This is a genomic window from Paenibacillus sp. CCS19, from assembly GCF_033239625.1.
GTDB lineage: Bacteria > Bacillota > Bacilli > Paenibacillales > Paenibacillaceae > Paenibacillus_T.
This window is the reverse complement of the sequence record NZ_BTCK01000011.1, coordinates 76,367-98,328: the sequence shown is the minus strand read 5'-3', so window position 1 is coordinate 98,328 and position 21,962 is coordinate 76,367. Positions and strand designations below refer to the sequence as shown.

Here is a 21,962-nt window from a genome sequence, read left to right as displayed (position 1 = left end):
GATCAATCAGTTACCATAATACTTTCTGGCTCGTGCAAGATACGGTTAAGCGTTTGGAGCTGTTTTTCATTTAGGTCGGCTGGTTGTTTGCCCTCAACGATCAATGCCCACCATAAAGTGCGGTCAATTCCACAACCCCCGCAGGTTCTCGGAGATACGCTCTTGAACTGATACATTCTAGGCGGGTAGTCCCATCCTTGTTCAAAACCTTCTTCGGGCGTTAAAATTTCTTCCTTACCGCAAACCTCGCAAATATGACGTAATCGCATTTTATACACCTCTCGTGATTGGATTGTGTTACTTCCACTAGGGATCGAACTACGTAACGTATGTGCAGTTGGGGTCGAGATCCATGATGTCGACTGCTCGGAGCTTTGCGCCCTGTTCCGCGTGTATTAGCCGGGGATCGATGATTGATACCATTCTCCCCAGGATCAGCTTAAGGTCACATTCTAGCGCGAAGAAGGAGTCGACGACCTCAGTTGTCGGGTCGCAAACGGCTAAGAAAGTGACCGTGTCAATCTTGACCAACTCGTCATAGAGTGCCGATCCGTATAACTTCAGGGACTGGACTCCACGCGCGGCAGATTCGCATAGGATGCGGAATCGGTTCAGGTGGATGGATAAGCGGATAGAGCGCATGAGAAGAAACTCCTTTAACGATTGAATGTTGGTTTTGTTGAAGTTGTATTACTATCAGTTCCCTTCCTATATAAAATATTTATTCTCAACCGTATACTCTTAAAATTGAACTTGACTCTAGTAACTTGGAAAATATTTGAGCAACCAAAGAAAAACGCCTAAAGCAAAATCACTTAGGCGTTAACTCGAACGATGCTTTTTAAGAAAGCACCGAGTTCAACCGGTGCGGAATAACCTGGGGTCGATACACTTAACAAGTTGAATTCTCTCGTGCGCTGCCGCACACATTGTCTAGTACTTACTGCATCCCGAAAGATCGAGTCCGCAACAGGATACATTGGCTTATTAAAAGGATCTTTTAGAGTGTAGTAATCGAGAACAAACTCCAAGTCATTAAAAATATCTAGGAAGTTGATTAATAACCTCCGATCTCGACAACCTTCGACAAACATCTTGAATTTGGTTTTATCTCTTATCAAGTTATGAAGATAGATGTAGTCGTAGTTGCCAAAGTTATCAAAAGCCCGTTCTTTATCCTTTTTATTCGTCAAATCCACTTGCGGTAAAAATTCTTTATAATGCCCGACTATCGTACTCACATGTTGATTGTTTAACTTATCAATTACCAAAGCGATAAGTAAATTGTCCGGTCGATTTACTGTGACTCCATACATGTTAATACACTCCGTTCTGTTTAGTTCCTAAATACGAACTTTCAAACTTTTCAATTGGGCAAGAAGAACAAGAAAAGAACTGCATAGGTGATCCTGGCTTTATCACATACCTGCAACAAACTAAACCACACGCTCTTGTCAGATTTGTCAGTTGATCCAGATACCCATTAGTTCTAAAACTCATTAAGGAATCAGAATCGCGGATCGATTCAATCTGCAATTTCAGTTCTGTTAGATTGAGCGGTGTATAGATAAGCTTTTTAACCCCCAAATTACGCAATTCCTCCACTCTTTCAAGAACAGCTAAATACTCACGTTGCACATCACTAACTGCCAACTTGTCCAATTGACCCACTCCCTCTGATTAACCCACAGTCAACTTAACTATTGATGTACTTCATATTCTTTTTCTCTTGCATATACTCCCAAATCGGAAACAGATGAAGTGATCGTATTAATAATCTTGAAACATGGAAAATAAAACCTATCTGAGATTCAGCTAACGTAATAGGACTCAGCGAAAAAATAAAAAGTGCCAATTTCTCGGCACTCTTCGGTGTAGCAATTTGACTAACCCAACAATGATTTAAGCAGATGCTGCAAAGGGTAGATCTGGTTGGGTGCTCGGGCGGGAAGTAGCCTTGTTTTAACACAATCCGACCTTTGAGATAATCAACCATTTGTATAAATGCCCCTAATGAGTTCATGCAACCCCTGAATGCCTTTGCTATGCTTATCGAAAATGATACTGTACTCGAAGGGGATGAATTTCGGCTCTTCTCCAAAGACGGTCGCACCAATTGATAAGAAGTCCTCTTCGCCGTCAGCAAAGAAATACACCACGCCGCCCTTGCCCAACCTTACTCCTGAGATAGAGGAAGAATACCCCGAGGGGATCTTTATCACTATATCTCCAAAGTCGACAACGACAGCATTACCATCTGCTCGGACGGTTATCATTACGCACCTCTACGTTTTCTAAGCTCACGTTTAATTGTGCTCTCACTGATACGGGTGATGCTGGAGACTTGCTTGATTGTGTGGGTTTCGAGCAAGCTGATCGCGTGATTGATTTGAATCTTCGTGAACTTATTAGGGCGACCCTCGCGGAAGCCCTCCTTCTGCTTGGCGATCTCTTTTCCTTCGCCAGTTCGTTCAACAATCATATCCCGCTCGAACTCGGCAAAAGCGAAGAATATGTTTCGGATTAACTTACTGGTTGGCGTGTTGTCCAAAATCCCGATATTCAAAATGTGTACTCGAATCCCACGATTGATTAACTCATTTACGATCTGTGCGCCCTGAATCATGCTGCGGGCAAAACGATCTAACTTGGTAACAACCAAAGTATCGCCTTCCTTTAATACAGAGCAGAGCTTGGAGAACTCAGGGCGATCCATTTTTGTTCCTGTGTATGTATCAGAAAAAATGTTGTCGCGGTCGACCCCCTCAGTGACAAGAGCATTAATCTGATTCTCTAAGCTGTTGCCATGCTTGGATTGTCCAACTGTTGAAACGCGGATATAACCTCGTCTTACCACCATTATCGCCACCAACCCCGATTATTTAGCATCCGATTTTGACCCTAAGTTTTGACACCGGATGAAGCCGCATCCTACCGTCCGAAAAACGAGCAGAAATGGGAAGGGCAAAACTTAAGAGTTATGGTCGTTATGATACCTTGAGTGGCGGGTATATTGAACCCCTGATTGAAAATAATCTCCGTCATGTGTTCTTCTACGCGATGGTCGGCAAGCTACCGGAAATCGACCACTGCGGCGCATTCCTTCTATATAATAGAGCTACCACGAATGAGGGAAACAAGAAGCTTCGCAAGTGTTCTTTTGCAATAATGACACAAGACGCTTCGAGGGGCTTCAGCTACATTGCTTCTATTATATAGAAGCATGCATAACGACCCCAGTACGGAAATATCCGAGTAAATTACTATGCTCCCGCAACTACTTCACGCGCTTGAACGATTACTAAGACGAGCTAAGGTTAGGGTTAAACACCTTCAATGGAATAATCTAAGGCTGACCTGCAATTATATTATTATTAAAACGAAAGGAGTGATCGATAGAATGTACTTTAAAATGAAACGGGTCAATAAAACAACATCTACTGAGATTGAATTCAAGCTGAATCTCTTGGCACTCATTGGATTAATTAAAGACTAATACAGAACGCTAACCCCCTTATAATGAAGGAACGCATTTCAGAATAGTTACCGACCTAACTTCGTTACGGCTTGTGTGGGATAAAACGCATCGTGGTCGAAGGGATTCTAAGAAAATCGATTTGTGCGGCTCTTAGAGCGAAAAAGAGCAGTAAAGCTTGACGAGCAGAAAACCTATGGCATCAGTGGAATTAAAGTGACAGATTAACTTGTAACTTCAATTCCACTCTACCATCTGATCTAAACTAAAGAACGCGATTCGAACATTTGAACCTTCTGCCAGAAGAAATGCATTGTGAATTTGACCTCTACATCGGTTCTATCCTTTATGAGTCCCTTTACCTGGTCATAAGCTAATGACTTCATTTGGGCGTCGACTTCATCAAGGATGACCTTTAGTTTACCTACTGGCATTCCAAGTTTACTTGCTGCCCGCATTAACGCTCTTGGATAGTTGTGATCTTCAATTTCACTACAAAAGGCAATTACAGCGTTTCTTGAATGCTCGGGTAAACTATCGCGAAAGCCTTTCTTCATGAACGGGTACTTACGATCAATAGCTGACAACATGAATGCTAAGATAAGATCCATCGCATCAATTTTCTGACGAGCGAGTTCTTCCTCATGAGGTGATGCGAACCCCTTACCTCTTTCAAAACAGACTTGAATGTATCTGTTGTGGTGTCTGCGTAGATCCATTAAAAATTTCATCTGAGTTACCCCTCCCACTAAGAATAGCTTTCATTGTTTATACAATCGATGCTCTAACATGTCTTGAAATACGGATAGGTTTCATTGGATAATAAAATTGTTAAAACTGTAACTTCGGAGTGATGCAAATGCTGATAGACCCCCAATGGAAGCTTCAACTTGAACAGCTCGCTGACATGTTCATTAAGCTGAAACCTGTCGAGATACGAACCCTGGAACGATACGCGTTTCCAAAAAAGGGCGGGGTTTACGCCTTCACTACCATCGACCAAGATGAATGTGTTTATGTTGGGAAGTCCGGTGATCTCCGGGATCGCGTTTTTGATGTCCATTTGAATGGGAAAGGAAAATCGAGTCTGCGGGATGCCTTGCTCGGGCTTAAGAAAACCCGAAAGCATACCCCCGTCACTACAATGGATGAACTCAATGAATATATCGCGGATAATTACTTACTCCGATTTTACGTGATCGAAGAAATTACTCTGCGCGGCTGTCTTGAAGATTATCTCAACTCTCTGTTAAAGCCGATTTACTCCGTGTCTCTGAGCATGAAGTGATTTATGAATCGGGATAATAATGCAAAAAGCATGGCAACCCCTGATGCAGGTGCCATGCTTCAATTTTTTTCACGATATGCTGCTTCTACTGCTAAGCCCCGTTATTCGAGACATACAGCTATAGAGTGTCATTCGGATTCTTATGAGCTAAGGAATAAAACTCATTTAGTAAAGCAATTTCATCTTTATCAAAAATACTACCATCTATATGAAAAAGTTTCACTAAGTTATTGACTAAAATTGCAGTAAATTCATATAACTGTACGAGCATTGCTTCTTTATTGAATTCATCCAAATTTCTATAATGTTTGTCTAATAACATCAAACTTGTATAAGCATTATGACTATGTTGAGAAAGTATATTATACATATTTTTTGAATTCCATGTACTCAACTCAGTCTTTGAAGCTATCTTATTCCAAGAGGGCTTCCAATTATCTAAGATATCATTTTTTTGTTCATCACTAAAGGTTTTAATGATTTCATTGTCCAGTATTTTAACTCTGTATTCTTCAGAGACCTTCTTGTTTTTTCTTAGCTCTTCAGGTAGTGATGAAAAGCCTGAAACGGACTGCTTATATCCCTCAAATTTGTATAATAAAATTTTTAACTGCAAACTTTTGAAAAACGATTCTCTGCTCATCTTAAACTCTTTAATCTCGTGCTGACCAATTACTTCAGGTTGCATATAGATGTATTGAAATGTTAAAAAGGTTTCATAACAAGATCTTATTATCGCATGAATCGAAGCAATATCTAGGTATTCAAACTGATTGAACGGATTTTGAGTACATTTATAAGTCAATGAAATAGCACTATAAAATTGAATTTTGTACTTATCAAACATTACTAAGGATATGTACATGCCCTCTTGTCCTAAACTGAAATAGTCACCAGAATTGTACTTTTCTCTGATATTTGTAGAAACTTTTTGTAACACCTTATCATAATAATATTGAACTTCATTATTTTTAATATGTTTCGTGGAGTTTTCGTTATCCATATACTCTCCCACCTCACAAAGAATAACCAATATATCAACGGAGTTGACACCCTTAGGTATCGACTCCACTCTTAACAGCTAAATCTTATCTCGAACTTACGTTTGTTGAGCCAAGAAAGCTCTATTCCAAGGAGCTTAGCTTCCTTCGCAGTCATACCAAACGAATTTGATATCTCAATCGTGTGTCGGAAGTCTCCACCTTGAAACCCGTCTACAACTGTCAACAACTCTTGAAAGTCATTGATCCATACATACTCTTTCCTCTTCTCGGATATTTTCAATCCTTCAGGACAATTAATGACCAGTTCCTTCTTAGAGAAAAGTTTCACTTCTGCCTTGCCCTCAATTTTCAAGTCATCAATCGGCAGATTGGCAAAAGCCGAAAAGTCTGTTTCCGCTGTTGAAGATATAGTAAGGTGCTTTATTGAAAGATTAGCTCTTAAAAAAGCTACTATATCCGATATCTGCTCCCTGTATATGTACTCATGAAACTTTTCTGCCTCAATCAGCTGCCGCTCCCTTGATTTTTTGGGATGTCGAATATAATACTGACTAGCCGATTTACTCCATGAGTTGCCCAGTGGGTTCTCAAAGCGTTTGAGTTCATCTTCTGAGTTAATTACAAAATGATTTTCAAAGTTCATTAAATCAGAAAGTGACAATCCAATACGTTTTGACAAAGAGGTAGCTCCCGCGACTCCTACAGCAGTCGGAATATCGGTTTCACGAAGAAAACCAAAAATCTTACCGATCAATCCGGTATCAATTCTATATACTGAAAGCCCCATTATCTGACTCCTTAAGACTCTAGTCTCGTAGTTCCTTTATAAATATTCGCTTCCTCTTCTTGTCACTCCTTCTTAAGTCAGTAAATTTAAAGAAGTCGAGCACTTAAAGGCTCGACCCTCCTTAAGAAGCCACATTATTCTAGTGTATCGATTACTGCCGTATACGTATCAGGTTCCCATGAAACTTTAGCACCTAAGGTCTCAGAGATAAATCTCAAAGGAACGTAAGTTGAACCTTCTGCCGAAATGAAAGGTGCTGCAGACAACTGAACAATCTTTTGGTTTACAAGGGCTTGCGATTTACCGATCTTAAGCATCATGCTCAAGTTTGGAGCGATGATCGAAACCTCTTGCGTTTGACCGTTCCAAGTCAAGGAAGCACCCATTTTCTCCAATACCCCACGCAAGGGGAAGAATGTGCTTCCGTCAATGACTTTTGCCTTTGGAGTTACTTCAATGTACTTGCCATTAAGACGAACGCCTACATCGTTAGCGTTGAACTTCCGTGGTGGCTTCTCGTTAACAATTGGACCAGTCGGTGCTGTTGGAGTGGTAGGTGAAGTTGTACCGTTCGATACAGTAGTGAAAGACCAAGTAGTGTTATTGACAGCTACAGTATAAGTTTCATTAGGTGACAAGTCCTTCTTGGGGTATAGGAACCAAGTCATATAGCCCCTGTCCTTTGCGTTCTCCAGATAAAAATCTACCGACTCGCCTTTGCTATTTTTAAGGGTTGCCTTTACAGATAGAGGTGAATCGTACTCCTTGTAAGAGATAACAAAACCTGACTTACTTACTCCGAACTGCTTCAGTGGGTTGGGAGCCTCCAACGCACCATTAAACGAAAGTGGTACATTTGTTTGACCGTTGTAAGGGTAGACAGCGGTTGTTTTGTTCTGCCCTTTAATGGTGTAGACAAAAACAACAGTGTTCCCTTTAATTGCCGCACCTATCTGATCCAAGTTAGGGTTTACCAGTGCGTCTCTGTGGTACGCCATACCGAGAGAGGTGTCAATGGATTTCTTAATGCTTGTAGTTTGCATAAAAATACCCTCATCGAACGAATGGTACTGGAATGTAGATCCTGCACCTACTGCAGTTGCACGATCTCTAGCCTTTTCTCCAGTGTAACCCTTATTCGTCGATACTTCCCTGTGAGAGAAAGTTTCAAGAGTTGTCATGTTGTTTATCTCTAAGTAATTTGCATGGTTTTCTGAAGCCTTCACAAGAAAAGGATTTAACTTTACTTCTGTTAGTCCTGCTTTCTTACGAATATCGTTGAGGTAAGTTAGTGCTTCAGCTACCTCCTTGGAGTACTCGTAACCGTCAACCGTTACAGTGTTGGTTGCTGCAGAAGCTACTTGCACTATTGGAGCAACATGTACTGCTTGAGCAAGAGCTGTTTGACCCCCTAATATAACCGCAAGAGCTAATATAGCTTTAATTTTCTTAGGGATATAATATTTAATCTTCATACTTGCCTCCATTGCGAATTGGATGTTATTTTGTAGATTCCGACATATATCGAGCAAAATACCGGTTTTTTGATACCTTCATAAGTATATTATTTGAACTATACTTCGCCAATTATAATTTGTTAAATTAACTTCACGCATTAGCTACCATGAGGGAAACAATGCAAGGAGTTGTTTCTCTCTGTGAAATTAAAGGATGCCCGTGAAAAGAGTGGACTGACTCAAGAAAAAGTAAGCCGTGCTGTTAACATATCGCTTAAACATTATCAGAACATTGAACATGGATTAACCGCGCCCACTGTAAACATTGCTTTACATATCTGTGAAGTGATTAATGTTGATCCTCGTAAAATTGATGAATGGATGGATAGACGACCATCGGTATAATACTCTCAATGATAGTGAACAACTACAAGTCATCTGATACATGCAGATGGCTTTTTCGTCTTAATCATACACATTCCCCAGAAATGAGTCTGTCGACTTTGAGTCACACTCCTCCTAAAAGATGACAAAACCCTACAATTTTTGATTCCTATGACCTATAATAATCATAGACTCATGGTAATGATTGGGGGCAAAGATTCATTGGTGGATATTCGTGTGGAGTTTGGACAACGAGTTAGAGAACTTCGAGCCAGAAGTGGTATGTCTCAGGAATTTTTGGCATATAGAGCTGGTTTGGATCGGACGTATATATCGGGTGTTGAACGGGGAGAACGGAATATCAGTATCATGAACATAGAGAAAATAGCGGCAGCTCTCCAAGTATCGGTCGCCTTCATGTTCTCGGGGGAACGCTTTTCGAATACCCCTGCATATCAACACAAAGATATTTCCGTCCCACTATCCAAACGTTTTAAGTATCAAGTTGATAACGAAAAGAAGATCTTATCTTTTCAGATAAGTGGCTTACTCACTGGAGAGCATGTAGATCATATTTCAAAGACTCTTTTGGGAATATGCAATGCCTACGGTAAAGGTGAATTGAGTGTATTCGTCGACCACCGCGATATGAAGTCTGGTGATGGACTACCTGCAGTATACTCACCGGAAGTTGCTGAAAAAGCTGTTTTGTTCCAAAGGGAAATGACAGCGTATAGCAATAAAGTTGTTGTCCTTTGCAATTCGGAGTTTATGGTCCAGCAAATGAATCATGTTACTGCCACAAGCGGCATTTTAGATAGATCTGTACATCTGTATGGACAAGATAAAGAGATGATCGGGAAAGCATACGAATTGTTAGACATTAACGGGAATGAATTAATTAAGGCAAAGCCACAGTAAAACCCGCCAGATCGATCTGGCGGGTTTGTGTTAATTTCTTGAAGCTTCAATATATGTAGCAGCTCGCACAATGAAACCATCCCCTCGCATCAAGTGAATTTACTTATCTGTTACTTCTAACAGCTGTCGAACAAAATCCTTTACCGCCCTTATTGTTCCTGGTAAGTCTTGAAAAGCCTTAACTGCATACCCCTTGAAGATTTCATAAGAATTCAAAACTTCACTTAAGGTAAGTGCTGTCCCTTCTTGGTGATTTACCCATGCAGTCAAAAAGACAGACAATGTAAAAATTGCTGCTACCCACATCAAAACTTTCAAGAATCCATAAACAAGATCACGAACCCCATTATGCAATCTTTTGAAGATCCAACTTGTCGGCATCACAATAAAGGTCTGAGTCCACCAGTTTACAGCTTTACCGGCTCGGTCGGCTGTCGTGACTTTATCGACGTACTTTACCTTAGTGGTCTTTTCTTTATACTCAGTCTCAAATTGAGCTATAACTTCCATCAATGGCGCGTCATCAACCTCATCCTCAAATAAGAGCGTTCCTTGCTGGCGAGTATGTTTTGGTATGAAATCTGCATCCTTAATGGTCGGTTGTTTCAAGATTGCCCGAAAGTCATCGAAATTCTCCTTACTCTTCTCAAGCAGTTTGCCAAAATCGATTTGAATTGGGTTAGCAAGCTCTTCATGCTCATTATGAATTGAAAGACCTGTAAATGCGGATTCGAGTTCAGTTTGATGAAGGATCCCTTCCGCTGCCTTTGATTTTTCCTCGGGCTTCATTTCTACAACAACCTCCTCCACATCTGGTCGGGTGGATAGGTGGGTTTGCTCTGGTTGCTCTAAAGAAATCAGTGTATTAGGCTGAACAGGAACTTCCTTCTTGCATGGCGATGCATCTATATTTAGGTTGCTCGGGGCAGCTGCACCAAGACCAAGATCAACCCCAGCTGATCCGTCTTCAAACAACTGAAAAGATAGATCGTTATTATCATCTAAGTTAGTGATACCGGTAAATTGCCTTGTAATTGTACTCATTATTTTCACTCTCCTCCCTCGTACTTAAAATAAACTTTCTCTGAAACAAAGTGTTAAAGCAGTTTCCTTCGTCACCTATACGGAATAAAATTTTAGATCTTGAGTGAACCAGCTGACCAAATAATCTGCCGCGAATACAAAGCTCAAGAATTTTGGTTATGGTTTACCCCTGATAAGACAAAAGAAAAGCACCTCGCGCTCGGGCGGGTGCTTCCTGGCTTCTTTACTCTTCTGGACTAAAGTTAATGCTGCTTTGATCCTCTTGGAGCTTTACCACTTCTGACATGCACTCATCAAACTTAATTTGGATACTCTTATCAGCGAATTGCTTCGGATACTTGAATACAATCTCGAACTCCTCAGCTGCTAAACCAGTCAGATCAATGATTGTCTCTTCTTTTGGTTTAACTCTCATTTTCTTAATCTTCAACCCTTGGGCGTTATACACCACCACGTTCCGTCTCAAGAATGGCAGTATGACCAACAGAATGAATGGAAGGAAGTACTTAATCGGAATTTCCTTTTCTGGCGCAGTCTTCTCTGGTACTTCCGGATCTTGCGTTGGTGTCGGAGTCGGATCTTGCTTAATTTCTGGTTTCTCTTCCGGTTTCTCGATTGGCTCGATCACGAAATCGATCCGTTGTTTACTAACCTTCTCGCTGAGCTCCAACCCCTGTATTACCTCAGTTGTGTCTTTGAGGGAAGAAACCGTATGAGCTGAATGCATATCCGTATAATCCTTGTAGACGACAACGTCAATGATGATGTCTTTTTCCCCAGTCAAAGGGCTTGTCTTAAGCAGAACTGTATGCTTTCCAAGCTCGACATTATCAAAACTATAATTGCCGTTTGCATCTGTATACGTGATTCGAGGATTTGAGTGCAATTCGACCTGGACTCCAGCAAGCGGCTTGCCATTTGAATCTTTAACTACCCCGAACACCGTCCCGATGATAGGATTCGGCTTAACATCTTGCTTAATCGGCTCTGGCTTCGCTTCTACAACTACCACACGCTGCGGTGGGACTGGTTTTTCCTCGTCTACTACAACAACTGGAGTAGGAGTTGGCTTAGGTGTCGGATTAACAACTGGCGGTTCTGGCTTCTGAATCGGTGTTACAATAACTGGCGGTTTAGGTGTTTGTTCAATTACTACTGGCGGCTCCGGTTTTGGTGTAGGTGTAGGTGTAGGTGTAGGTGTAGGTGTCGGATCTAGCTTTGGCACTGGTGTCGGTTCAGGTTCTGGCGTTGGTGTCGGAACAGGCTCAGGATCTGGTGTTGGCGTAGGGATAGGTTCTGGTGTAGGCGTTGGTGTTGGAGCCTCAACCGTTTGCTTCCTATAGAAGAAGGTTAGCGACTGGATCTTCTGCTCCACTGTCAGAATCGCCTTTTGAATTGCGTTGCCAACTAGCTTGAACACCCCTTCCGATGTCTCCACCTCAGCATCTGCTGTATAAGATTGCTCTCCAAGCGGCAGATTGTTCAATACGACTTTGCCCTGCACCGGACTGTTCGTGTCTTGATCAAGGAACTCAATATTTAGCTGCCCCTTAATCTTGGCATATTGGAAGGTTACTGTTTTGGACTCGTCTTTCCCGATTGTAATTGTTAGAACTGCAGGAGAAGTCAAATCATACCCCGTAATATCATTAGCATTAAAGGTATAGCTACCGATATCGAACGAATTGACCTTCGAAGGAAGCAATTCATTACCGTCTTCATCGATATACCGAACGGTGATGGTTCCTCTTTCCTTCGTGTATTGGAAGGTAACTGTTTTAGACTCGTTTTTAGTCAAGGTGACTAAAGCCGTTGCAGGAGTGCTCAGAATGTAACCATCTACCGGCTTTGCAGTGAAGTTATGTGTTCCAACTTCGTACTGCTGCACAGCAGGTGGGAGCAGATCAACCCCAAATCTATCGATATACTTAACGGTAATTGTCCCCTTCGCTTTGGCGAAATGAGCTACCGCTACCTTGTCCGTGTCCATCGTGACCGGAAGTGTTGTGGTAGTGTAATCTGTCCCATTAACTGTCCATTTTACGAAATCAGAGTCCGCGGCAGGAGTAGCAGTCAATGTCACAGGCTCTAATTCATTAAAAGTTGACGTTGTGCCGTCCGCGGCAGGAGACGTTGTGCCGTTACCTATTTTAGAAACCTCAAGGGTATGTGTTTGAACTACATCCTTGTTATAGTAAAACGTTAGTGTTCGGGTATTGGTGATATCAGCTACTTGAACCGTTGCGGGATATGATCCCAGGGATACCCCATTTTGATAAACCGCTACATCAGTTGTGCCTGTGCCAACAGCACTTAACTTCTTTAGAGTGGTATCGAACGCTAAGATACTGGTATCAGCAGGTTGTAGTGTGTAGCTCGAAATCGTATCCTTCCGAGAATTTGAAATTGCACCTGTTTTGCTGACAAATACTTTGTACATGTCCGGTTGATTATAATTGCTGTTAAATAGCACTGTTTGCTCCGTTGCATCATCAACCGTATAGCCAGTAATGATTTTAGGTTGATAAATGTTATCTACCCCGACAGAGACATCGGTAAAGGTTTCAGAGTCAAGGAGCCTATCTGTTCCTGCTTCCCTGTACTCGACGTTTACCGTTTTCGATACAAAGTCCTGTTTAAACTGAAAACCATTCTGCGGATCGAGATTACTACTCATTGTCGTAGTAAAAGGAACTCTCGATGCTACACTCGAGATGTAATTGGAGTATGCAACAAAATTCTTAATACTTAGTGTTTCTTTTAACCCTTTCAGATCAGTAAGAAAATTCGTGTTTACATCCAATGTATTTGTAACTGTCGTAAGATTGCTAAGTGGGTTCACATCGGTTAACTCATTGGAATTCAAAAGCAATGTCCCAACCTTAATTAACTGCCCGATCCCTGAAATATCAGTCAACTTGTTGTTACTAAAGTCAAAGGTTCGGGAATAGATATCTGGACCGAATTCACTAGTCTTCGACGGATGGATATTATTTAATCCGTTAAGGTTAATCAATTTATTATTCTTAAGGTTTATAATATCCCTTACATACTGCAAATTTCTCAAACCCGAGACAGAGGTTATCTCGTTATTTTGTAGATATAATTTCTGAACGGACTTGAGATTCCGCAAACCTTCAACATCGGGCAGTCGGTTTTCGCCTAAATTAAGACTGACCGCAAACTCTACACCCTCAAGACCCTCGGTAGACGTCAGAGCGTTACCTGAGAGATTAATATTAGAAGGTGTTCCTGTAGTTGCATCGAATACCTGCATACCGATCAAGCTTGTAATGCCTCTACCAGAAGCATTAAATGTATAAAGATCCTTGTTTACCCCTTGAAGCTCGGTTTTGTTCAGGGTACTGTTAACATCCTTCACTAGTCCACTTTGGGTAAGCCATTGTGCAAAGTAAGTTGCCAAGTTTTGATCAGCAAAAAGATCTCTAATTACTACATCCTGACCTGCTTGGAATTGTGCTAGTTCATCTTGCGGGGTGGATACAGTCATCATTACTGGCTGAGGAACTCCATATACATCACCAGTTACCGTACTACCGCCGTATACCGCATCTGTAACAGCACTCGATGATCCTCCAACATCATCAGCAAATGCCATACCTCCTATGTTGACAGTACTCAGAATTATTGTAGTTGCCAAAATTGCGGCAGTTGCTTGCTTCTTCATCCCAACATCTCTCCCTTAGCCAAGCTTTTTACTTCTATACAGCTATAAACAAACTCCCTTCATAGCTGTTGAAATAGAAAATGACTTTGGTCGAGCGGAAATAAAGTTAAACCGTATTGAGGAAGAAATAGTAAAAGCGCAGCTTACCCCATTAAGGGAGCTGCGCTTTTGAGACTTATTTATGAATGGATTTAGTTCGAAGTCTCGGTAAAGAAGCAAAATTCAGAAGATACCCAGTTAGTACTCCTCGGGAAGAAGGAAAGTATAATACTCATTTTCTTCATCGTCCCCATAGATCGCCCATACCTTCACGTCATCGGGAAAAAGCAACTTGTCGACTATCGCTAACTCGTTCTCATTCCCATCGGTGATTCGCGTCTTTCGGCCGGCTCTTGGCTCAAATGAGATGAAATGTTCTTTATCCTTGAACAACCTTATGACGATGGAGATCGTCAGTTTCCAGTCCTTACAACCAACTCGCTCAATTCCTGGGGTCTTCACGAATTTCAATTTTCGTCACCCTTTCCAAACGGAAATTTTGCCGTATCTATTCCTAGCAACCGCTTAGTGATCAGGATATGGCTAACTATCTCAGGATTTTCTCCATCAAGTTTAGTCGACTGTAAACACTCCTTAATTTTTTCATAAGCCTCAAACTCTCGTTCCTCATAAGCTGTTCTCGCCGCGATAGCTGCAATAACTAGAATAGCAGTGTCGATACCGTGCTCCTGGTATGCAGAAAACATAAGATTAATGTCAGGCAAGGTCAGTTGCTTAGAAATACGATCCCCATCTGGGATATAGACAAGAGCAGTTACTTCATCGCTCGGAACCCCATCCATTACCCCTTCCGCGGTGAGAGCATCGATCCTTACCGGAAGGTGCTTTTTAATGAACTTTCCAATATTGTAACTCTCGACTTCATCAAGCATGTCCTCATTCTCTTCGGGGATCGACCAAATCAATACCGGAACTTGGTAACGTGAGCCTATATAATGAGGCTTTTCAATAATTGTAGGTTGCCCTTGAGGTTTTGAGGGGAGACCTCGAAATTCTAAGTCGTGCCTCTCAATTACCCCTTTCGCCACTCCATATGCATCAATCTCATGACGTTTCATTTCTTTGGAATTCATCAGAACACCAAATGCTGCAACCAAAATTCGCTTACTCATATTTAATCAACCTTTCGGAATGGTTTGGATTTATGTAATGTTGCTTAATACCGGTTCTAGTTTGGGATTAGGTCGGCGTCTGCCAGAATCGCCGCTCAGTTGCTTTAAGAGCAATAAGCGCATATCGCGATAATCTGAGCCAATGGCGTTCAATTTGAGCAATGATACCCGAAATGTGAAGCGATCGTTATCCGACATGGCGATTCGAGTTATAGCCTTCTTACTTCGAAGGGCTTTGTCTGTGATAAGTAAACAAAGCTGGATGTACGACTTGATTCGAACTATATCAAGGGAGCCATTAAATAATCTAAACTCAACCGCCTTAAATCTGCCCGACAACAAGTTATGTAAATTTAATATTCGGTAGCGCGTCTCGTTCCTTCTCAGGGATCGGGTCGACTCGAGCGCATTGAACCCCGAATACCAGACCTCGTTCCACTCTTCAAATGTTTGCGGTTTAACTTTGTTCAGCTTCTCGATGAATTCCTCCGAAAGATCGGCGCAGTACTGGAGCTTGCGCGACTCTCTAACGCTGAGGGCTGTCGATAGCAGATACTGATGCCTGTAAACCAAATTACATAATGTTCTCAATGACTTCGCATTGAATAGCTCGGAGCCAATGTGGACGTGAATTCCGCAGTTTGCGCCGGTTATTGCCCCTTCCAGCTTAAGGGCTGCGACTACCCCGAGAAGGGTTGGAATATCGGCATACTCCAATATAGGCGACACCATTTCGCATTTATAATCCTCTGTTGCGGGGATGAGACTACTACCTTCCCCTTTACGCTGAGCGTCGACAGAGTTGTCCTTTACTATCTGCCAGATTCGGGACTGTTGATCTATTACGGTAAATTCTTCATTTTCCCACCCGCCGTATCTAACGTAGGTGGTTCCAAAATACCCCACTAGGACTTGGGTGGCTTGAAGTCGTGTTATTCCACTAAACTCAATCTCTATACCCATAGTCAGGTCATTAAACTTAACTTGCAAATACAACCCTCCTAAGCGAAAAATCACTTCCTATGTTTAATGTTTTTTCTCAGCTTTTCTTTGCACCAAAAGGGCGGTTTTCTAAGGAATTTGAAAAAATTGTTCAGAAAAGTTATCATAAGTCCGATTTTTACGGGGATTTTCGGGGATTACAGCCTGGGTTGGAAAAATAAAAACCACCTTGTGGTAAGGTGGTTTTCAGGTCATCTGTATAATGAAAGTAAAGCAAAATAGCTAGCAAAATGTTCCGCTGCAACAACGAATTTAACTCTCTAAATCGTCAAGGTAGTCTTTAACTAAATATTCAAAGTCGGCATATGGGTTCATTTCATATAAGATTTCTCTAAGAAAGAATGATAAATCCATATTTAATTCGTTTAGTTTTTCCAAATTAGCTATCAGAATATTAAAATTCCCTTCGGTTGTCTGTCTTTCATAAGCATTAATGCTAGAGTGAACAACATCAATAAATTCTCCAACTGTCGAATTTTCAACAAAACCTTCAGCATCACGTATCTTTTTACCGCTAGTATATGGGTAAACAAAACTTGATTCTGCATCCAACCAGCGAAAAACAAATCGAAACTTTTCCAAAAGAACCTTAGTTTGACCAAGGATAAACTGATCACGCTGACGATCAATTATCGCTGCTAAGTTTTCCTTTAACAGCTCAGCAGAGTCTTTAAACGCCAACAGTCTATCTTTCAGTGAACCTTGCTGCTTGCCGGCATTCTCTAAGAAAGTATGACTAACTGAATGGGACAGGGCTTCAAATAACTTATAGTCAAAATTATTAATAACCTCCACTATCTCTACAGGTACCTCTTTAATACCAAGAGAGAACACAGACTTTTTATCAACATGTATGTTCACAGTCTTCTGTTGCTGTAGCTCCTCGAGTCTCTCTGATATTTGCTCGTATGGATAACACCAAAAAATACTCAGGCTATCTATATCGACTACAAACAAAAAAGTGGGCTCTTTATGTAACAACCAGTAATTTATTGTTGAAATCTTTATAGGTATAGTAATCGCTTGCTCATCGATCTCTACTTCGTCTTTACCTTTACACTGTGCATTAAAACAAAATCCGTTTGGTGTATCGCCATTCAATAACTCAACATGTAAATCTATGCCGATATCTTTTTCTACAGGAATCGTATTAACAATAGAAAATCTTGATAATACACTCTCAAGAAGGGCAACTGCTACATTACCCTTCTTAGTGTTTTGATGTACTTTTGGTAATTGAGGTTCCATACAATCTCCTTTCAACTTACTTATTCTTAGACAACAGCCTAGATTATTTGATTTTACCCACTACTATAACTTTTGCGCCCTATAAGGATCTGAAAGCCTAGCCAAGAGCAAGAGTTGCAGGTCGAGCTTGTTAGTCTGCCGACTAACGTAGGGCGGTAGAACCCCTTCACTGATAAGACGCCTAAGGTGATAGTCGACTCGATCAGCCCTGAAATACGGATTATTCAGATACTCGAACACTTTCTCCAAATCGTAGTGTAGCCCGTTGAACTTAGCGGATCTCGAATGCAGAAGGTGTCCATGCTCCATACCATCTTCACCGAAGGACATGCTCTGGAACGCTTCGTATAGCTCATCAACCAAGACATGCAATGCATTCAGGTATTGTGCTACTTCTTGCCGTTCCTGCTCGGGGAAGTCTTGTGGAGCAGTGAACAGCTCGATCAGCGTCTGGATGTCATAATGATACCCATCACCCTCACGAATTCGAGTACTGTTCTCCTTCAAAAGAATTTGGAGCTGCTCGACAACATCGGCGCTGCGCCCGATCTCCTGCCGCTGCTGCTCCTCGACAAAGACACCTTTCTTTTTCTCAATTACGCTGATTATGTTCGATAAGAGAGAGTATCGTTTAATCGTATACTCATGAATTTTGGCGAAGCTCATTGAGAAGCGAATAGGTTGAACCGTATCGGGATTGTTGCTGTAGAGATACACCGAATAATCATCGTTACCCCCGATGCTGCTGCTGATATCGCTAGACCAAGAAGCGAAGTACTTGTCCGTACTCTTTGTTCCATCAGCACTCCTTAAGTCGACCGGATGCGCCCCGAAGCATGCCCGGATCTGCGCGAAATACGCATCGTCAGGAACAGCCGCATTGAATACCGAATCGTCCTTCTTTAGCGGGTACTCCATCTCGAACACACGATGGAGCTGCTCGATGGATTGAAGGACAATATCGTATGTCGTGATCAGTTGCAGAACATTCAATGAGCGAACATCGTCATGAGAGTGGTTCAAGTCGATGTACGGCAAACCATTCACACTGACGGAGAGCCAGTCCTTCGCAGAGCAGATCAGGCTCCATAGGTTCTTGCCGTTGTAGTTGCTGTATGTGTTAATTAGGAAATCGTCATGATCGCTTAAGGCTTGCCTAAACTCCTCAAGTAAGGAGCTATCGAGAATATATGGGTTCATAACATTGAACCTCTTCCTTACTTATTCTGTTGATCTTTTTGCGTTTACAATATGCAAAAGGTGATCAATAACTTGATTGTTGAGAAACATTTGCGAAGATACCGAACCTAATGCTGATTTAATTGAAATAGATACCCCGTCATCACGAACTTCAATGTGATAATCATCGTTGGATAAAGTTAGCGATATCTCGTGTTTCATTTCAACTAGCTCAGGGTATCTTCGGTAATGTTCACTAAGTGCATCTCTATGGTCATAGTCAATACATCCATCATCAAGAATTAAAGCAACTCTACCTGGAATAAAATCGCCACGCATCCAGGAATCAAGAATCGCCTTATGAAAAGAGATATCCCTGTAACTCTTAGTGTAAGGAATTTTATTTTCCTTTACCATTTTGCGAATTAAGTATTTAGAGAGCCCTAAATACTCGGCAGCTTCTTTAACATACATATGTTTGTCATACCACTTCTTCGCTTCCTCTTCACCTCTAAGAACATAACCAATCATTTGAGTTCTCGCCGTTGAGCTCTAACAAATTCACGATCAATTTCATCAAGAGCAAGAATTAAAGCGTGGTATCTACGCTGGGCATACAACCTACGCTTTTCTAAATCCTCAGGTCTATCTTTATAATAAACGCTTTTAGTTGCACTTTCTTCGAATACCTCGTCTAAGTGCTTTTTGATGTCAGCTTCTTGAATTTCTAAGACTGTTTGGATAAAGCGAATAGTCTCACTCGATAAATGCATTTCATATCGCGTTCCAGATAGCTGATCATCTGAATCACTTCGGTCAGAAGGTAAGGGGGTTAACAGTGGTCCTCTTGGCGAGACAGTCGCTGCTCCCATCCACTCACGTAGTACTTCCTCGTGAAAAACAACTCTACTACCTACCTTGATGCTGGGAATTTGCTTTGTTCTGACCATTTCATATATTTTTGCACTTGATATACCCAACATCTCGGAGACTTCTTTTACGGTTAGTGTTACTTTTCTAACGGACATTTGCATTACCTCCGTTAGGTTTTAACTTTTCCAAATATGTAACCACAAGCTGTGAAATACCGAGCAATAACTCTGCTTCATACTGGTCAACAGCTACTGGAGGGAGATTCCCGTTCTCCCTATGTGCTGAGTTACGGTGGTGTCCAATCTTATTGAGATAGGTTGATACACCAGTCAACAATCCAATAATCCCACTTTTCTTTTGATCTGTAACATCTTCCAGAAACATTTCCCATGACTTAGCCATGTAAGGACCACCTCGTCCATTTCCGACGTCGGTATATGATTCAATAATTGAGAGACATTGGCGAAGGGCGTCATAAGTAAATCCCCTCTGCATATGTTCTCTGGCTAATTCGAGATGCTCATACGCTTGAGTCCAACTCGTATCATTTAGCAATGATGAGGGAAGTGTCATTCCGTATTTCGTGGAATACCCAAATTGTCGGATGAACCGAATCCAGTCTGATTCAGATATCTTTATTTGCTGGCTGCCGGTTATCTGAATGATCTTATTTCCGTTTTCCCGTACTTCGACAAGTGCTTTTACTTCAATACTAAAGTGCAAGTCGCCAGATCGAACCCCTTCGAGAGCGGAGATATCATTGGAATCGAAAATCCATTCCCATTCTCTATAACCGGTGCTTTGATTGAACACCCTAATATTGGGTTGGATTTCACCGACAGCTTTCTTCAAGAAAGTGGAATTAGACTTAGCAGATACCTGAATGTCTAAAATGTTTTGAAGCCTGTGTGTTTGATCCGACATCACAATATCGAAAAACTGAATGTTATCAGAAACTCTCAAGTCGAACTCAAACTTTATGAATGTATTGTTGTTCAAGTGATTAGAGTGCATAGATGATTCAAACAGATTTATCGTATACATGAGTATCTCCTTCAATTGAATTAAAAGCTTTTGAAAGTATAAAAACCTTCCTCCGAACATGAACCACAATCCAAATGATTTTCAAACCCCAAAATCACTATAGGGATGTTTCTACCTAATGTGCCAGAAATACAAAACCTGTGTTGCCCTTGACCTGTACTGTAATGACCACATTTATACTTGTATAGATTTATCGGAAACATGCGCTCCGGTTCTTTCATCATTAGCTGATTAACATATGGACAATGCTTGGGATTCGATTTATCTGTATCTTTGTGCTTATCTAAATCTTCTAGACCTTGAAGAAATAATGAGCACCCCTTCGAGGGATCTTTAAAGACATGGCAATTACCTACATGAAAATAAAAGCTTACGGATTTACCCTTTAGATCAAAATCATTAACTCTAACCCTTATGTTATTGAGGTCGAAGTAATAATCCCACTCATCTCTAATCAGCTTCGTATTGCTATTGATCCGACTTCGTCTAATGAAGATTAGCTTTCCATGCCCCATACCGTAACTCCCTTGTAACTCACTTTATAGCCGCTGCCTTTTTAAGCTGCATCAAGTTGCTTTCTTGGATCGACATATCTAAATTGTGTCGGTTTACAACCGTTGGCTTGATAGGATTAAACCGCTGCATCGAAGCAAAAGTATAAATACCGTAAAATAGTGGGAGTTTCCGAATATATAGCGATCCCTGCTTAGCTGTGACGTTTACTACTTCCTCATACTTTGTCTGTAAGTCAGTCACATCAGGTGTAATATCATTATTTTGTAATCGACTCGGGATATATTCACACACTGTACTCTCTATTGAATTCAGCTTTTCGTCTAACTTAAAATGAGTGGTTCCATGCGTTCTACAAACCATTGGACGTTTGCTATAGACTGAACACCTTCCATTTTCCTCGTTAAGAAGCGGACATCGGAAGCTTGTTCTAGTTTTACCACCTTTAAACGATTTGAACTTATTTAAGTTGCCCTCGTAATCAAGCTGGGTCTGGATTGCATTATCTAGATCTGGATGTTCAGCTTGAAAATCCCGGACATTATCCATCACTTTTTTATATAGGTTAATAATTTCCTGCTCAGTCCATGTAGTATGAATTTCATCCATGATTATCTCAAGTTCAACCTCTGAGACTGTAAAGAAATCGCTGCAACAATTATTACATCCCGAGAAACACTCGTGGGAATTATCGGTATGCTTAAAATATGATTCAACTGTAGTTTCAACTTGCTCATAAAGTTTGAATAGGTGTGCCGCACGACTGTCAGAAGCAACCCGATGACAATTTTTCGAAGCCTTCCCGCTTCCACAGAAGCAACGTTCTTTCTTAGCCATAAACTACCTCCAACATGTATAATTCCGCCAGTAAATATTCGCCAAA

At 41.2% G+C, this 21,962-nt stretch carries 23 protein-coding genes; 3 read left to right on the top strand and 20 right to left on the bottom strand.

Annotation, left to right across the window (positions count from 1 at the left end; all coding sequences use genetic code 11):
* Positions 1–2: 2 nt before the first annotated feature.
* The 6 genes from SBI19_RS10545 to SBI19_RS10520 form a co-directional block, all read right to left on the bottom strand.
* Positions 3–269, bottom strand: coding sequence for a hypothetical protein (locus SBI19_RS10545; RefSeq protein ID WP_317967776.1), 267 nt, complete (start codon positions 267–269; stop codon positions 3–5).
* Positions 270–815: 546 nt separating this feature from the next.
* On the bottom strand, positions 816–1,316 hold the full coding sequence (locus tag SBI19_RS10540) for a hypothetical protein (protein WP_317967775.1): 501 nt from the start codon (positions 1,314–1,316) through the stop codon (positions 816–818).
* 1 nt (position 1,317) lies between these two features.
* Positions 1,318–1,662, bottom strand: coding sequence for a hypothetical protein (locus tag SBI19_RS10535; RefSeq protein WP_317967773.1), 345 nt, complete (start codon positions 1,660–1,662; stop codon positions 1,318–1,320).
* Positions 1,663–1,988: 326 nt separating this feature from the next.
* Positions 1,989–2,276 (bottom strand): hypothetical protein, encoded by a 288-nt coding sequence (locus SBI19_RS10530; protein ID WP_317967771.1) that lies wholly within the window; start codon positions 2,274–2,276, stop codon positions 1,989–1,991.
* Positions 2,276–2,860 carry a recombinase family protein gene (locus SBI19_RS10525; protein WP_317967769.1) on the bottom strand — a complete coding sequence of 195 codons (585 nt, stop codon included), beginning with the start codon at positions 2,858–2,860 and terminating at the stop codon, positions 2,276–2,278. Before SBI19_RS10525 ends, SBI19_RS10530 begins: the two co-directional genes overlap by 1 nt.
* 875 nt (positions 2,861–3,735) lie before the next feature.
* Positions 3,736–4,206, bottom strand: coding sequence for a hypothetical protein (locus tag SBI19_RS10520; RefSeq protein ID WP_317967767.1), 471 nt, complete (start codon positions 4,204–4,206; stop codon positions 3,736–3,738).
* Positions 4,207–4,334: 128 nt separating this feature from the next.
* Between SBI19_RS10520 and SBI19_RS10515 the strand changes: the two genes are divergently transcribed.
* Positions 4,335–4,763 (top strand): GIY-YIG nuclease family protein, encoded by a 429-nt coding sequence (locus SBI19_RS10515; protein ID WP_317967765.1) that lies wholly within the window; start codon positions 4,335–4,337, stop codon positions 4,761–4,763.
* Between the two features lie 118 nt (positions 4,764–4,881).
* Here the strand turns inward: SBI19_RS10515 and SBI19_RS10510 are convergent, their stop codons facing one another.
* From SBI19_RS10510 to SBI19_RS10500, 3 genes are all read right to left on the bottom strand, one after another.
* The gene (locus SBI19_RS10510) at positions 4,882–5,766 is read right to left on the bottom strand and encodes a DUF5677 domain-containing protein (RefSeq protein WP_317967763.1); all 885 of its coding nucleotides are present in this window, start codon (positions 5,764–5,766) and stop codon (positions 4,882–4,884) included.
* Between the two features lie 71 nt (positions 5,767–5,837).
* Positions 5,838–6,554 (bottom strand): hypothetical protein, encoded by a 717-nt coding sequence (locus tag SBI19_RS10505; protein WP_317967761.1) that lies wholly within the window; start codon positions 6,552–6,554, stop codon positions 5,838–5,840.
* Between the two features lie 134 nt (positions 6,555–6,688).
* Entirely contained in the window at positions 6,689–8,029 is a 1,341-nt protein-coding gene (locus SBI19_RS10500) for a stalk domain-containing protein (RefSeq protein ID WP_317967759.1), read from the bottom strand.
* 183 nt (positions 8,030–8,212) lie between these two features.
* Between SBI19_RS10500 and SBI19_RS10495 the strand changes: the two genes are divergently transcribed.
* Together SBI19_RS10495 and SBI19_RS10490 are read left to right on the top strand one after the other, a co-directional pair.
* Positions 8,213–8,416, top strand: a complete 204-nt coding sequence (locus SBI19_RS10495) for a helix-turn-helix domain-containing protein (protein ID WP_317967757.1) — start codon at positions 8,213–8,215, stop codon at positions 8,414–8,416.
* 204 nt (positions 8,417–8,620) lie between these two features.
* Entirely contained in the window at positions 8,621–9,316 is a 696-nt protein-coding gene (locus tag SBI19_RS10490) for a helix-turn-helix domain-containing protein (protein ID WP_317967848.1), read from the top strand.
* Between the two features lie 99 nt (positions 9,317–9,415).
* On the opposite strand, the gene SBI19_RS10485 is transcribed toward SBI19_RS10490, so the two are convergent.
* The 11 genes from SBI19_RS10485 to SBI19_RS10435 all read right to left on the bottom strand — a co-directional run bounded on the left by SBI19_RS10485 (position 9,416) and on the right by SBI19_RS10435 (position 21,916).
* Positions 9,416–10,360 (bottom strand): hypothetical protein, encoded by a 945-nt coding sequence (locus SBI19_RS10485; protein ID WP_317967755.1) that lies wholly within the window; start codon positions 10,358–10,360, stop codon positions 9,416–9,418.
* A gap of 223 nt (positions 10,361–10,583) precedes the next feature.
* Entirely contained in the window at positions 10,584–14,048 is a 3,465-nt protein-coding gene (locus SBI19_RS10480; RefSeq protein ID WP_317967753.1) for a MucBP domain-containing protein, read from the bottom strand.
* A gap of 237 nt (positions 14,049–14,285) precedes the next feature.
* Positions 14,286–14,558: a hypothetical protein gene (locus SBI19_RS10475; RefSeq protein WP_317967751.1), complete on the bottom strand. Its 273-nt coding sequence runs from the start codon at positions 14,556–14,558 to the stop codon at positions 14,286–14,288.
* Positions 14,555–15,220, bottom strand: a complete 666-nt coding sequence (locus tag SBI19_RS10470; RefSeq protein WP_317967749.1) for a gamma-glutamylcyclotransferase family protein — start codon at positions 15,218–15,220, stop codon at positions 14,555–14,557. The genes SBI19_RS10475 and SBI19_RS10470 overlap by 4 nt, the downstream gene beginning before the upstream one ends.
* A 30-nt stretch (positions 15,221–15,250) precedes the next feature.
* A complete protein-coding gene (locus SBI19_RS10465; protein ID WP_317967747.1) occupies positions 15,251–16,210 on the bottom strand; it encodes an amidoligase family protein in 960 nt (319 codons plus the stop codon).
* A gap of 264 nt (positions 16,211–16,474) precedes the next feature.
* Positions 16,475–17,470: a DUF4365 domain-containing protein gene (locus SBI19_RS10460; protein ID WP_317967745.1), complete on the bottom strand. Its 996-nt coding sequence runs from the start codon at positions 17,468–17,470 to the stop codon at positions 16,475–16,477.
* Positions 17,471–17,533: 63 nt separating this feature from the next.
* Positions 17,534–18,670: a hypothetical protein gene (locus SBI19_RS10455; protein WP_317967743.1), complete on the bottom strand. Its 1,137-nt coding sequence runs from the start codon at positions 18,668–18,670 to the stop codon at positions 17,534–17,536.
* Positions 18,671–18,691: 21 nt separating this feature from the next.
* Positions 18,692–19,180, bottom strand: coding sequence for an excisionase family DNA-binding protein (locus SBI19_RS10450; protein WP_317967741.1), 489 nt, complete (start codon positions 19,178–19,180; stop codon positions 18,692–18,694).
* Positions 19,177–19,677: a helix-turn-helix domain-containing protein gene (locus SBI19_RS10445; protein WP_317967739.1), complete on the bottom strand. Its 501-nt coding sequence runs from the start codon at positions 19,675–19,677 to the stop codon at positions 19,177–19,179. Before SBI19_RS10445 ends, SBI19_RS10450 begins: the two co-directional genes overlap by 4 nt.
* Entirely contained in the window at positions 19,667–20,566 is a 900-nt protein-coding gene (locus tag SBI19_RS10440) for a hypothetical protein (protein WP_317967737.1), read from the bottom strand. Before SBI19_RS10440 ends, SBI19_RS10445 begins: the two co-directional genes overlap by 11 nt.
* Positions 20,567–21,100: 534 nt before the next feature.
* Entirely contained in the window at positions 21,101–21,916 is an 816-nt protein-coding gene (locus tag SBI19_RS10435; RefSeq protein ID WP_317967735.1) for a YkgJ family cysteine cluster protein, read from the bottom strand.
* Positions 21,917–21,962 lie beyond the last annotated feature (46 nt).

Coding starts and splice junctions, on each gene's coding strand:
- SBI19_RS10545 (WP_317967776.1), bottom strand. CDS start 269: ATGCGATTACGTCATATTTGCGAGGTTTGCGGTAAGGAAGAAATTTTA.
- SBI19_RS10540 (WP_317967775.1), bottom strand. CDS start 1,316: ATGTATGGAGTCACAGTAAATCGACCGGACAATTTACTTATCGCTTTG.
- SBI19_RS10530 (WP_317967771.1), bottom strand. CDS start 2,276: ATGATAACCGTCCGAGCAGATGGTAATGCTGTCGTTGTCGACTTTGGA.
- SBI19_RS10525 (WP_317967769.1), bottom strand. CDS start 2,860: ATGGTGGTAAGACGAGGTTATATCCGCGTTTCAACAGTTGGACAATCC.
- SBI19_RS10520 (WP_317967767.1), bottom strand. CDS start 4,206: ATGAAATTTTTAATGGATCTACGCAGACACCACAACAGATACATTCAA.
- SBI19_RS10515 (WP_317967765.1), top strand. CDS start 4,335: ATGCTGATAGACCCCCAATGGAAGCTTCAACTTGAACAGCTCGCTGAC.
- SBI19_RS10510 (WP_317967763.1), bottom strand. CDS start 5,766: ATGGATAACGAAAACTCCACGAAACATATTAAAAATAATGAAGTTCAA.
- SBI19_RS10505 (WP_317967761.1), bottom strand. CDS start 6,554: ATGGGGCTTTCAGTATATAGAATTGATACCGGATTGATCGGTAAGATT.
- SBI19_RS10500 (WP_317967759.1), bottom strand. CDS start 8,029: ATGAAGATTAAATATTATATCCCTAAGAAAATTAAAGCTATATTAGCT.
- SBI19_RS10485 (WP_317967755.1), bottom strand. CDS start 10,360: ATGAGTACAATTACAAGGCAATTTACCGGTATCACTAACTTAGATGAT.
- SBI19_RS10480 (WP_317967753.1), bottom strand. CDS start 14,048: ATGAAGAAGCAAGCAACTGCCGCAATTTTGGCAACTACAATAATTCTG.
- SBI19_RS10470 (WP_317967749.1), bottom strand. CDS start 15,220: ATGAGTAAGCGAATTTTGGTTGCAGCATTTGGTGTTCTGATGAATTCC.
- SBI19_RS10460 (WP_317967745.1), bottom strand. CDS start 17,470: ATGGAACCTCAATTACCAAAAGTACATCAAAACACTAAGAAGGGTAAT.
- SBI19_RS10455 (WP_317967743.1), bottom strand. CDS start 18,670: ATGAACCCATATATTCTCGATAGCTCCTTACTTGAGGAGTTTAGGCAA.
- SBI19_RS10450 (WP_317967741.1), bottom strand. CDS start 19,180: ATGATTGGTTATGTTCTTAGAGGTGAAGAGGAAGCGAAGAAGTGGTAT.
- SBI19_RS10445 (WP_317967739.1), bottom strand. CDS start 19,677: ATGTCCGTTAGAAAAGTAACACTAACCGTAAAAGAAGTCTCCGAGATG.
- SBI19_RS10440 (WP_317967737.1), bottom strand. CDS start 20,566: ATGTATACGATAAATCTGTTTGAATCATCTATGCACTCTAATCACTTG.
- SBI19_RS10435 (WP_317967735.1), bottom strand. CDS start 21,916: ATGGCTAAGAAAGAACGTTGCTTCTGTGGAAGCGGGAAGGCTTCGAAA.